Below are 13,395 nucleotides of genomic sequence, written 5' to 3'. Positions count from 1 at the left end.
TTCACTATGGGTAAATTTTGCCATTTTGCGTAGAAAAACGTTGGTAAGTTCCTAAAGGGGAACGTCCTGACGATGACAGCGTGGTTACGGGCATAGAGTGGGATCACGGCGTTTATCTTGGGCAGGACATTACAAGGATTGACTTTGACATTCTGAAACAGGAGTACGGGGAGCCGGACAGGGTGGAGAATGTTTCAGACCTGCGGGATATGATACGGAGAAATTTTTGGATGCAGAAGAATGTGGAGCAGAAGGAGGGACTGCCTGACAGGGTAAGAAATGCCGCAAGGGACTGTCTGGAAAATACTTTTGGGACAAGTGAGCCGGAGGTATTCGACAAGATGCTCGACAAGGGAGTGTATGACGGAATGTACCATGCAAGGGAAGAACAGAAACAAATATCAGGACAATCACGCTGAAAAGGGGGAAAACCAATGGAAAGAATGACAGGAAAAGAGACGGTTAAAAACATGGAGCATCTGTTAAAGCTGCTGCATAAGGAGTGGGAGCGATCCGGCAGGACAAAGGCGGAGGTTTCTATAGACATTACGGATAAAAAGGAAGTAGGGGTAAAACTGGCGGCGGAGATTCAGGAAAGACAGAAGCAGCTTGAGGCGGCGGGAATGGATTTTAAGGAGTGCATGGAGCTTTCCAAAGAGAATTTCGTACTCCTGCGCCTTGCAAGGAAGATAAAGAAAGCGGGAGACAGGGCAGGACGGCGGGAAAATGCCGTTTCATTTACGGTTGAGATGGATAAGGAAGAATACAAACTTTTCTCCACGCTGATTAAGGTACAGGAGGTATAGGGTATATTGGGGAAGAAGTATAACATCATCTATGCCGAGCCCCCGTGGCAGTACAAGGTATATTCCAAAAAGGGGGAAGGCAGGAGTGCAGAAAACCATTACCATACAATGAACATTGAGGATATAAAGTCATTGCCTGTGGAAAGTATAGCCGATGACGACTGTATCCTTTTTTTGTGGATCACGTTCCCCTGCTTGTTAGAAGGGATCGCCGTCATGGAATCATGGGGATTTACCTATAAGACCTGCGGGTTCAACTGGGTAAAACGGAACAAAAAGGCTGACACATTCTTTATGGGACTCGGCTTCTGGACACGATCCAATTCGGAAATCTGTATTCTTGGAACAAAGGGCAGACCAAAGAGGGTATCGAAAGCTGTCCCGCAGGTGTGCGACGCACGGATCATGGAACACAGCAAAAAGCCGGACGAGATACGGGAGAGGATTGTGGAGCTGTGCGGGGACCTGCCACGGATAGAGCTGTTTGCGAGACAGAAATTTGAGGGATGGGACTGTCTTGGGGACGAGATAGACGGCAGGGACATCAGGGAATCAATATTGGAGGTATAAAGAATATGACATTTGATGATATAAAGACAAGTGAAATCCGGGAAAAGATTTTCCCTATGGTGCTGGAAGAAGCGTGCAGACAGTGGTGCGGGTTCCTTGCCGATGCGCCGGAACGTGCAGACGGAGAGGGATTTGCGGAGTTCTTCTTTGAAATATTTAAGGAAAAGGAACTGGAATATGCAGCGCAGATATACGAACTGGAGGCGCAGGAGACGGTAAAGGCGCCAAAAGAAAAGAACAGGTAAAGGGGGCGGCAAATGGGAGCAGACACAAAAACATCAAAGCTGTATGATGCTGCCATAGACGAAGTGACCGCAAGCGGGCAGGCATGGAAAAGCATATGCAGGCTTACGGGGCAGCTCTACCGATATGAGTTTGACAATATCCTTATGGTCTACAAGCAAAGACCGAGGGCAACGCTGATTGCGGATTTCGACACATGGAAAAAAGTGGGGCGATATGTAAGGCGTGGCAGCAGGGGCATCGCAATCTTCCCTTCAAGAGCCTTAAAACCGGATATGCGGTATGTTTTCGACATATCCGATACCGGGGGCAGGGAAAGCCGGCTGACATGGGAGCTTGACAGGAACACCATGAAAGCGTATGCGGCATGGGTAAGGGAAAAAGAGGGCGCTGCCCTGCCGGAAGGGAAAGAATCTGATAAATCTTTCCTAAAAGACTTTACAGAAAGGCAGATCGGAGTCATAATGGACTCAGAATTTGGTGGACGCATCACCGAGTTCGTGAATCTGGCAGGAAACAAACAGATAACAGAAAATGGCGGAGCGCAAGAGATTACGGCAGTGGAAGCGTTAAAAAGAAGCGTCATGTATGCGGTATTTACAAGATGCGGCTTTGAACTTCCCACTGAAAAACAGGATTTCTCCTTTATTACCGCATTTACAACAGAGGAGGAAGTCTACCGTTTAGGATCTCTGCTCAGCGATATATCCTGTGAAGTGCTGAGAGGCATTGCAGAAGATTTGACACAGATGGAAGAAAGGAGTATTGCAGATGGCAGAGATAACATTGACGTATCACGAGGGAGCGGACGGGATGCTGTACCCGGACCTCACGGCACCGGAGGAAACGGTGAGCATGACGAACTTAGGGAAGTTCGCAGTGAGGGCGATGGAGTACCTCAAGGAGAACCACAACAGCAGATACCGGACGCTGCAGAGGTTCGGGAAACTGGCGGAGAAGATGCAGGAAGTGGAGGACGAAGCGAACCGGATGATGGACGAGCTGGAGGGCAGCTACTTAAAGAACAACCCGCCGAAGGACCAAAACTCGACAATGGAGATGTGGCAGCTACGGCAGCAGGCGAGGATGCAGGCAGAGGAAATCGTGATGAACGAAGTAGTGATGAAGTTCCATTAGGGGACAGCGGACAACAGACAGAGGAAAGTGAACAGCAGAATATAAGGAAAGCAGAACTTGACCGGGAGATTGAGCAGGAACTGAATGAGATCAATTCTATGGGGAGTTCTGAAACGCAGAAAGGAAGCTACGAACAGGCTTCCTTTTTGATTGCGGCAAACGGGGATATGGAGCTGCCAAAAGAATATTCCTACCAGAAGCCGGAACAGGCGCTTACCGTGCCGCATGAGTATATAACGCAGATGCTTATGCGGGGCAGCGGGTATGAACACGGGAAAAGGCGCATTTACGCAATGTTTCAGGATATATCCGATCCGGGGGAGCGTGTAAAGGCAATCCGCAAGGAATACGGACAGGGCGGTGCAGGCTGGCCCCTTGAGGGGGACGGGCTGCACGGATATGATTCGTTCAGCGCAAAAGGACTCCGTTTCCAGTGGCGTGAGGGCGGGATGGAAAAAGAGGGCTATGTGAACTGGAAAGCCATAGAGCGTGAACTGGGTGCATTGATCATGACGGGGGAATATTATACACCTCCAAAAGCATTTGATCCCGATAAGGTATCGGCGGCAGCATGGCAGAAGCCTATGGACGCATTTTTCCAGAACAGTTTCTGGAATCCGGTTCCCAATATGCTGATTTATGAGGTGTTCAAAAAAGAGCTGCCCATGAGTGACAAATCGCAGTTCATCGAAAGGATGCTCTACCGGAATGTTTATGGAAGCGGCATACAGAATAATTTTGAGAATGACTATGGCAGATGCAACATTGAACAGACAGATGAAGGCATATTCATTGAGTATTATGACGGGGAAGGCACGAAGTGGAAAACGGAGCTTGACTGGTGGGACTGTGCGGCTTATGTAGACAGCATGATAGCTGACGGTGCATATCAGACAAAGGCGCCTTATTCGGAAATTGGGCGCATACTGGAGGAACGCCCTTATGTATCATGGGTAAAGAATTTTTGGGAGGATACGGAAAGGTATCTTTCAGAGGATGCAGGGCAGCACCAGCAGAACCGCCTTGACACCCTGCAAACGGTTTTTGAACTGACGGGCATACAGGAGCAGATGGAGATTTCATGGGACGATGCCTATGATGAAGTCATTGCAAGTGACGGGGAGACCGTATGGCATGGCAGGCAGCTTTATGACTATCTGTTTCGGGAAGTGCTTGTGTTTGACAGCCCACGCAGGGACAACAGGATTCCATATGATGTGATGGGGCAGCTTGAACATGACAGATTTTCAAGCCATAACCCGGACAAGGCTGTGTTTATCCACCGGAAAACATCTGATATGGCGGAGCCTGCCGCCGAAGTATCAGAAAAGCAGGAAGAAAACCTGTGGCTGGAACCGTTAAAGGGGTATTTCAATGAAGAAATCCAGTATATCTCTGTAAAGACACTGATCTATGACATTTTTACCACGAATTTAAGCATGGAGAGCAAAGCGGGGTTCCTTGCAAATGTGTATGGGGAACAGCGGGAAGGCTTCTTCATGTCGGAATACACAGACAATTCCTATGGCAAGTGCAAAATCAGCAGGGATAAAGAGGGGATTGATATTTCCTATCCACGGGCAGACGGCACAAAAGGGGAAAAGCGTGTGGATTACCGATACTGCGCTGACCTGATCCTGCACATGATAGAGGAAAACGATTATCTGACGGAAGGGATATTTGAACGCTTCAAAGAAGCGCCGGGGGCATTTGCAGCAATGCCGTGGTTCATGGAGATTTACCATGAGTATAAGGAACGTATGCGCAGGAGCCGGACTTCGAGGCGGTCATTATTGACGGGCAGGAGGAAGAAAGGCAGGAAGGACAGGAACCGGGGCAGCAGGGAGTTACGGAAGAATTACCGGGAACACGGCAGACAGCGGAAAACGGACATGAGGAGATACCGGGGGCATGGCAGTCAGCAGAAAGCGGGCAGGAAGAAACAGCAGAAATACGGCAGGGACAGGAAGATACGCAGGAAGCGGCAGAGCATGTGGAGGGGGAAGTCCTTAATCCTGACGGGAGCGTGGCAAAGCCCGCTGCGGGCAGTCTTTTCCCGGAGGCTCTGCGGCAGGTGGAGGCAATGGACGAGGACCTGCGTGATGCGCTTGAAATTTATTTAAAGAAATGCTCAGCAGTCACACCATACCAGCCGTTTTTGCAGATGGTAGCGGAAAGCAGCCTGACAAAAGAGGATAAGCTGTATTTCCTGAACCGTACCATAAACCATATGGAGGATAATGACCAGACACAGGCGTACCATAACAATGCTTACGGTCTGGTGGAATATATCCAGAGCAAGGCTGCGTTTATGGTGGATCTCAAGGGCAGGGACGGGGAGCGGAAACGGTTTTCTGCCACCTATGAACAGCTTTATTCCGTCATGGAATATCTGATAAAAGCGAAGATGTTCACCGGGGAGATAAGGATGTCGGCATACCTGCGGGATTATGCGAAGCTGCCGTATGAAAAGATGTCAGCATTGGAAAAGCAGTTTGACGATAAACTGACGAGCCTGCGGCACAGGCAGCGGAAAGGGAATTTCCATTTTGAGGATGGGGAACTTGCCAAAGGCGGGCAGAAAACAAGATACCAGTGGAACGTGGAGGCAATCCGGCTGTTGAAGCAGATCGAAGATGAAGGCAGGGTGGCAGCACCGGAGGAGCAGAAAGTGCTTGCACGGTATGTAGGATGGGGCGGCATAGCACAGGCTTTTGATGAAAGGAATGAAGGCTGGCAGAAAGAGTATGCCGAACTGAAAGAACTCCTTTCCACGTCGGAATATGAGGATGCAAGGGAAACAGTCAACACGGCATTTTATACTTCCCCCGTCATCACACAGGCAGTTTACAGCGCACTGGAAAAATTCGGTTTCCAGAAAGGCAGCATTTTAGAGCCGGCACTTGGTGTCGGTCATTTTTTTGGGACCCTGCCGGAAAATATGCAGGAGAGCAAACTCTACGGCGTGGAGAAAGACGACATCAGCGGGCGGATCGCAAAGCTGCTGTATCCCAAAGCACAGATAAAGGTAAGGGGATTTGAGGAAACACAATACCCGGATAATTTTTTCGATGTTGCGGTGGGCAACGTGCCGTTTGGCGATTACAAGCTCTATGACGCAAAATATTCAAAGCACAATTTCCGCATACACGACTACTTTTTTGCAAAAACACTGGATAAGGTCAGACCGGGCGGCATTGTGGCGTTCATCACAAGCAAAGGCACACTTGACAAGGCGAACCCTGCGGTAAGGAAGTACCTTGCGGAACGGGCGGAACTGTTAGGTGCGATCCGCCTTCCCAGTACCGCCTTTAAAGACAGTGCGGGAACCGACGTCACAAGCGACATCATATTCCTGCAAAAGAGGGAGCGCAAGATCGTATCGGAGCCGGACTGGGTGCATCTTGGAAGGACGGAGGACGGCATAGCGGTCAATTCCTATTTTGTAAGCCACCCGGAAATGATGCTCGGAACAATGGAGTATGATACACGCATGTTTGGCGATGGCAGCAAATATACAAGCTGCGTCAACCATGATGAAAACTTTGACTTAAAATCCGCACTGGAGGCAGCGGTGGGGCAGCTTTCCGGCAGGATTACCGATGTGATGGAGCTTGCAGATGCGGAGGAAAACACACAGGACATCATTGATGCTGATCCCGACGTGAAGAATTACACCTATACTTTTGTGGACGGAAAACTTTATTACCGTGAAAATTCCGTCATGTACCGCAAGGAAGTGTCGGCAACGGCGGAAGAACGCATACGGCATATGGATGAGATCAGGACAATCACGAGACAGCTTATCTTTATACAGACGGAAGGGTGCAGCAGTGAGGAATTAGCCGCACAGCAGAAATTACTCAATGAAAAATACGACGCATATGTGAAAAAATACGGACCACTGACTGGGCGTGGGAGCCAGCAGGCATTCCGTGACGATGCGGATTACCCCCTGTTATGCTCCCTTGAAGTTGTGGACGAAGATGGGAGGGTGGAAAAAGCGGATATGTTCTACAAGCAGACAATCCGTGCAAAGAATCAGGTGGAGCGTGTGGAAACGGCGGTGGAGGCGCTGAACGTATCCGTCAATGAATTTGGTACGGTCAATATCCCGTTCATGCTGAGCATTTATGAGCCTGACATCACTAAAGAGATGGAAAGCCTGCCGGAAGGCAGCACACTTTCGCCGGATGCAGAGGCGGAAGCAAGGCGGACGGTACTCTTAAAAGACCTTGAGGGGCTTGTGTATCTGGAACCTACGGAATACAATCCCGACAACCTGAACATGGGATGGAAAACAGCGGATGAATACCTGTCAGGCAACGTGCGTGACAAGTTAAGGATTGCGGAGGCTTACAAGAGGGAAAACCCGGAACTGTTCAGCGCAAACGTGGAGGCGCTCAAAACCGTACAGCCGGAGCGGCTGGATGCGTCTGAAATTGACGTGCGTATCGGAACCACATGGATTGAGCCGCAGGATTATGAGGAGTTTATCTATGAGCTTTTGAAAACGCCGCCCAGGGCAAGGGCAGTACGGTCACAATGGGTAAATTCAGGAATACAGGTAAAACTCAACACCTATAACATGAACTGGTTTTTGGAAAGAAAAAATATGGATAACAGCTCGATTGCGGCAACGGAAACTTACGGCACAAAGCGTATTGATGCCTATTCCATTTTTGAGGAAACCTTAAACCTGCGTACCGTGACAGTCCGTGACAGGATAGACGACGGGGAAGGCAAGTACCACTATGAGGTAAACAAGAGGGAAACCATGCTTGCAAGGGAAAAGCAGAACCAGATGAAGGAGGCTTTCAAAAGCTGGATATTCAAGGATCAGGAGCGGCGGCAGAAATATGTGGATTATTACAATGAAACATTCAACAATATCCGCCTGCGGGAATATGCCGGCTCACACCTAACATTCCCCGGCATGAACCCGGAAATCAGGCTGCGTGACCATCAGAAAAACGCAATCGCAAGAGTCCTTCTCGGCGGGAACACGCTGCTTGCGCACTGTGTAGGCGCCGGGAAAACTTTTACCATGATGGCGGCATGTATGGAACAGCGGCGGCTCGGTCTTGCCAGCAAGAATGTCATAGTGGTGCCGAAGTCCATCGTGGGGCAGACGGCAGGGGAGTTCATGCGCCTGTACCCGTCCGCAAATATCCTTGTGGCAACAGAGCGTGACTTTGAGAAAAGCCGCAGGAAACAGTTTGTGTCACGCATTGCAACCGGGGATTATGACTGTATCATCATGTCGCACTCGCAGTTTGAGAAAATACCGATTTCAGAGGAACGCAAAGAGCGTATGCTGCGGGACCAGATACAGGAAATAACCTTTGCGATTGATCAGATCAAGTCGGAAAACGGGCAGCAGTGGACCATCAAGCAGATGGAGGCACAGAAGAAAAAACTGAATGAACAGTTAAAGGCGCTGACAGAGGAAAGTCGCAAGGATGACCTGATTACGTTTGAGGAACTGGGCATTGATTCCGTCATGGTGGACGAGGCGCACCATTTTAAAAATTTGTCGATCTTCTCAAAGATCAACAATGTTTCGGGCATATCCAGCACTGGTTCCAAAAAGGCAATGGATATGTACCTGAAATGCCAGTACCTTGATGAGATCAATGATGGCAGGGGCATTGTGTTCGCAACCGGAACCCCCGTGAGCAATACCATGTGCGAACTGTATGTGATGCAGCTCTATTTACAGAAAAGGACGCTGGAACGGATGGGGATTTACCATTTTGATTCATGGGCGTCGAACTTCGGTGAGGTGACAACCGCACTGGAACTGACCGTGGAAGGGAGCGGCTTTAAGTTCAAGAGCCGTTTCAATAAGTTTGTGAACCTGCCGGAGCTTATGACTTCATTCCGTGAGGTGGCAGACGTGCAGACTCCCGATATGCTCAATCTCCCTGTACCTGCGTTAAGGGGCGGGAAGCCGATCATCGTGGAAAGCGAACCGGACTGGTATGTGAAGCAGGTCATGGAGGGATTTGCGAAACGTGCGGAGGCGATCCATTCAGGCGGCGTTGATCCGAGTGAGGATAATTTCCTCAAAATCACAGGGGAGGCAAGGCTTTTAGGTACGGATGCAAGACTTCTGGAACTTCATGCGCCGAACAATCCGGACGGGAAACTGAATAAGGTAGCAGCGAATGTGGCAGCCGAATATTTTGCCGGAAACAAGGACGGCAAGATCGGCTGCCAGCTTATTTTCTCGGATATTGGGACACCGAAAGCTACATGGACACCGGACTGGGAAGAACGCATAAAGGTCGGCGGGCAGTTTGACATTTACAATTACCTGAAAACGGAACTGGTAAAACAGGGAATCCCCGCAGAGGAAATCGCTTTTATACACGACGCAAAGACCGATGCACAGCGGGAGGCGCTTTTCAGGGATATGAGGAGCGGCAGGAAAAAGATACTGATCGGCTCTACAGACCAGTGCGGGACGGGCGTAAACGTGCAGGCGCACATCACGGCGATGCACCATGTGGACTGCCCGTGGAAGCCCTCATGCATTGAACAGCGTGAGGGACGTGGCGTAAGGCAGGGCAACGAGAATGACGAGGTGGCAATCTACCGTTATGTCACAAAAGGGACATTTGACGCTTATTCATGGTCGCTGATCGAAAATAAGCAGCGTTTCATTTCGCAGGTCATGACAAGCAGGGCTGTGTCAAGAACCTGTGAGGACATTGACGAGGCAACCCTCTCCTATGCGGAGATAAAAGCCGTGGCAACGGGCAACCCACTGATAAAGGAAAAAATGCAGCTTGAAAACGACGTGCAGAGGCTGAAAATGCTGAAAAGCAGTTATGACAGCCAGCGGTATTCCTTACAGGATAATTTCATGATCCGTTACCCGAAACTTATCAAGGCTGCAACGGCAAAACTGGAATGCGTGCGTGAGGACACAAAAGCTGTGGAGGCGGCGCTGATTGCGGAGCCGGATTTTGCCATTACCATTGACACTGCCGGGGGCAGCGTGAAGTTTACGGAGCGCACGGACGGCGGGACGGTCATGCTTCAGGAGATAAGCAAGTGCAAAAATTCTGAAACTACCCACATCGGAAGTTACAAGGGATTTGAACTTCTGGTGGAAAAGAAGATTATCGGCATGGATTATATGGTGCTGCGGGGAAAGACCGATTACAAGGCAGAACTTTCCTCAAGCCCCGTGGGTAACATGGTAAAGCTGGAGAACCTCTGCCACGGCATATCTGTCAATATAGCGGAACTGGAAAAGCGCATTGAGCAGTACCAGCGTGACATGGAGCAGTCAAAGCAGGAATATGAGAAGCCTTTCACACAGGAGGATGAACTGAATGAGAAAACCGCACGTCTGAATGAGCTGAATGTACAGTTGGATCTTGAGAACGGAAAGACGGAGGAAATAGACCTGTGCGAAAAACAGGACAACGCAAGGGTGGCGGAACCGGACAGTTACCATGCGGATTACCGCAGCCTGCCGCCCGGAAAAGAGGGAAGATGATACGGAAAATCTTGGCAGCAGTATTGATTGCGGCGGGACTGGCGGCTATGTCAGTCCCCCTTTTCTATCATTTCTACGGGAACCAAAAGACCAGTGAACTGATAGAACAGTTTGAGCAAAGCGTGGAACAGGAGCATATGGAGGATGATGAAAAAGAGGAAGAAAGAGAAAATGAAACGGAGGCGGCGGATACCAAAGCCCCCATTAGTAAAGAGGATGCAGCCCTGCTTTCGTCCGGGAGTGTGATCGGTCTGATCGAGATAGAAGCCTTAGACCTGAAATATCCCGTCGTGGAGGGTGCGGACAGTAAGCAGCTTGCCTATGGGATCGGGCATATATCCGACACGGCGGCAATCGGAAGTATTGGGAACTGTGTGCTTGCCGGACACAGGGGGAGCAGGTACGGCACTTATTTCAAGTACCTGAACAGGCTTTCCGAGGGGGATATGGTAAAGATTACGGACAAAGAGGGAAATGAGCATCTGTATGAAGTCGTTTCATGGGAAGTCGTGGGACCATACGATAATTCGGTAAAAGCACAGGGGGAAGTGAAAGAGCTTACCCTGCTGACCTGTGAAAACAGCGGCACCATGCGCCTGATCTATCACTGTATTTATAAGGAGGCGCAATAGCATGGAAAAAAATGTAACGGAGTACCAGTTTGGCACAATAGAGGATATTCTTCGGAACAGTGGGGCAGAACCGACGGAGCCGGACAGGACGGCGGAGATGGACGGCGGCATACTGCTCACGAGCGGAATCCATGTTTACCTGCCACGCTTTGAAATCAACGTGCATGAGGGATTTTTCTGCCATATGGAAGATGGGCAGCTTGAACCGCTGTATTTCCTGACTGTCATTTATGACAGGACAGATAAAGAATTTCTGTATGATGCAGAAGAAAACTTTGTGGACACGGTGCATCAATGGCTGAAAGGGAAATGCACACCGGAACAGTTGGAACAGGAACCTTGCGAGGTAAAAGGAATCGGGGAGGAATTTATACATGGAAAAGGCATACAGACTGGGGGAAGTGGAAGAAATCCTGTCGGAGATGGAACAGCTTGCAGAAGTGCCGGACGACATCATGGAAAGCGGTGAGGATTACCAGATTGTAATAAGCGGGTGGCATGTGCATATCCCGGAACTGGGGCTGAACCTGCATGAAGGGATCTTCTGCAATTATGACGGGGAAGAAGGCGGCTACCTGCCTGATTTTGCAGTTACCGTCGTGAAAGAGGAAGGGCAGACAGAGGAAGAATGGATTTACTATGAACAGGACGGCTTTCTGATAACCCTTGCGAATTACCTGCATGGGAAAACGGACTTGGGGAATTTGGAACAATTATTCTGTTTTATCCGTATGCCGGATGGAAGCCAGCAGGCAGAAGAATGAACCTGCCAGATACTTTTCAGTAAAGGGCAGTTCAGATAAGAAAAAATATTTTATCGTCCGAAAGGACAGAAAAGGAGGGACTTATGGAGTATTCAATCCAGTTAAACGCAGTAAACAACCCGGAGAAAAGCGTGAGGGCATTTGCAACCGTCGTGTTCGGGGACAGCTTCAAGGTTACGAATGTGGCGGTGCTTGAGGGCAGCAAGGGCAATTTCGTATCCATGCCCAGTTTCCGCACAAAGGAGAGGGACGAGTACAACAATCCGGTTTATAAGGATGTGTGCAACCCGATCACAAAGGAGTTCCGTGAGGAACTGTACGGGGACATCTTAAAGCTCTATGAGGAAATGGAACAGACAGGACAGGCAGAGGTCAAGATGGAGGCTGACGAGCCGGACGAGCCGGAGTTTACGGTAAGGGTAACACCCTTTGAGCGTGAGGGCAGCAACATGGTCGGACTTGCGAACATCGTGCTGAATGACAGCTTTGCGGTAGGAAACGTGAGCGTGGTGCAGGGCAAGAACGGGATGTTTGTGGCAATGCCGTCCTATAAGGCAGGCAGCAAGTACAGGGATGTGTGTTTTCCGATCACAAAGGAGTTCCGTGAGAAAGTCAACAATGCGGTGCTTGAAACTTACCAGCAGGCAAAGGAACAGGCAATGCAGGAGGGACAGGAACGTGCCTCACAGCAGATGCAGACCGATGACAGGGGATTTATGAAAGCCAGCGGGGAGCCGCTGCCGTTTCGTTAAGCAGAACCAATAATCAGAAAGGACAGGGCGGGCAACCGCCCTGTGGAAAGGGATAACAATATGGAAATGACAGAAAATATGCAGCTTACAAAGGAACAGAACCTTATGGAACTGATGGAACTGCTCCGCAAAAATAATATGAAAGAGGCTGCAAACAGCATATTTGAAATGGCAGCGTATGTCGATGTCATGGAGAAAAAGATGGATTCGGTCTTAGAGGAACTGGGGACAGTAAAAGACCAGCTCCATAAGATGGAAGAACGGGAGGCAGAGAAAGGTCTGAAACAGTCACTCAAAAGGGCAGTAGGCAAGCTGGAACAGGACTGCAAAGCTATGAAAGAAAAACTGTTTGAGGTCAAGGCGGAGATCAAGGCAAAGGCAGGGGAGATTGTAACAGCGGCAAAGCAGAAAGGGAAAGCTGCCTTAAACAAAGTAGCGGAGTTTCTTGGAATTAAGAAGAAATTAGAAAATATCCGCCAGAATGTGCAGGAATCCATAGCAGATGTGGATAAGAGCATTGGAAAGATAGATGCTTTCGGCACAGGCATGAGGGAAGCCGGACAGAAGATCGCCAATACTTTCCGTACTTTTGCGGATAAACCGGAAAAGGAATATGGGGAGAAAAAATTTTCAAAGACGGAACTGATAAAGAAACCTTTTCAGGCTAAGAGAAAGCTGCTGTCTGGCATTCTGAATTGTGCGGATGCCGCAATAGAAAAGACAGAACGGCTTGCCGCAGATGTGAAACAGTATCAGACAGATAAGGCAGAACGGGAGACAGCAAACATTGATAATACAGAAGCTGTAAACCCGATGGAACTTGCAATGGTAGCAGAGACAGAGTTCCAGTATGGGGCAGAGGCTTTTGAGGCACATCAGCAGGAAACAGTGAAAGAAATGGCAAAGGATAAAACAACAAAGAATGTACCTGTAAAAAGCGGAAAAAGCCGATAGAGAAAAGTCCTCTTGAATTGAACT

General features: G+C 49.3%; 11 protein-coding genes. All 11 read left to right on the top strand.

The window, feature by feature from the left end; translation table 11 throughout:
• The first annotated feature begins 80 nt into the window (after positions 1–80).
• Positions 81–419 carry a hypothetical protein gene (locus E5329_RS25635; RefSeq protein WP_275443749.1) on the top strand — a complete coding sequence of 113 codons (339 nt, stop codon included), beginning with the start codon at positions 81–83 and terminating at the stop codon, positions 417–419.
• 15 nt (positions 420–434) lie between these two features.
• On the top strand, positions 435–806 hold the full coding sequence (locus E5329_RS25630) for a hypothetical protein (RefSeq protein ID WP_135992066.1): 372 nt from the start codon (positions 435–437) through the stop codon (positions 804–806).
• Positions 807–812: 6 nt separating this feature from the next.
• Positions 813–1,376: an MT-A70 family methyltransferase gene (locus E5329_RS25625; protein WP_135992065.1), complete on the top strand. Its 564-nt coding sequence runs from the start codon at positions 813–815 to the stop codon at positions 1,374–1,376.
• 5 nt (positions 1,377–1,381) lie between these two features.
• Entirely contained in the window at positions 1,382–1,621 is a 240-nt protein-coding gene (locus E5329_RS25620; RefSeq protein WP_135992064.1) for a hypothetical protein, read from the top strand.
• Between the two features lie 12 nt (positions 1,622–1,633).
• The gene (locus E5329_RS32895; protein ID WP_330572359.1) at positions 1,634–4,879 is read left to right on the top strand and encodes a hypothetical protein; all 3,246 of its coding nucleotides are present in this window, start codon (positions 1,634–1,636) and stop codon (positions 4,877–4,879) included.
• Positions 4,840–10,269, top strand: a complete 5,430-nt coding sequence (locus E5329_RS25605; protein ID WP_135992068.1) for a DEAD/DEAH box helicase family protein — start codon at positions 4,840–4,842, stop codon at positions 10,267–10,269. The genes E5329_RS32895 and E5329_RS25605 overlap by 40 nt, the downstream gene beginning before the upstream one ends.
• Positions 10,266–10,901 (top strand): class D sortase, encoded by a 636-nt coding sequence (locus E5329_RS25600; RefSeq protein WP_135992061.1) that lies wholly within the window; start codon positions 10,266–10,268, stop codon positions 10,899–10,901. Before E5329_RS25605 ends, E5329_RS25600 begins: the two co-directional genes overlap by 4 nt.
• 1 nt (position 10,902) lies before the next feature.
• The gene (locus E5329_RS25595; RefSeq protein WP_135992060.1) at positions 10,903–11,370 is read left to right on the top strand and encodes a hypothetical protein; all 468 of its coding nucleotides are present in this window, start codon (positions 10,903–10,905) and stop codon (positions 11,368–11,370) included.
• On the top strand, positions 11,276–11,665 hold the full coding sequence (locus tag E5329_RS25590; RefSeq protein WP_275443742.1) for a hypothetical protein: 390 nt from the start codon (positions 11,276–11,278) through the stop codon (positions 11,663–11,665). The genes E5329_RS25595 and E5329_RS25590 overlap by 95 nt, the downstream gene beginning before the upstream one ends.
• An 83-nt stretch (positions 11,666–11,748) precedes the next feature.
• Positions 11,749–12,417, top strand: coding sequence for a SpoVG family protein (locus E5329_RS25585; protein ID WP_135992059.1), 669 nt, complete (start codon positions 11,749–11,751; stop codon positions 12,415–12,417).
• Between the two features lie 60 nt (positions 12,418–12,477).
• Positions 12,478–13,371, top strand: coding sequence for a DUF6674 family protein (locus E5329_RS25580; RefSeq protein WP_135992058.1), 894 nt, complete (start codon positions 12,478–12,480; stop codon positions 13,369–13,371).
• The last annotated feature ends 24 nt before the right edge of the window (positions 13,372–13,395 follow it).

Origin of the sequence: Petralouisia muris, assembly GCF_004793545.1 — a bacterium.
GTDB lineage: Bacteria > Bacillota > Clostridia > Lachnospirales > Lachnospiraceae > Petralouisia > Petralouisia muris.
The sequence above is the reverse complement of the archived record's forward strand: the minus strand, read 5'-3'. Positions and strand labels throughout refer to the sequence as shown.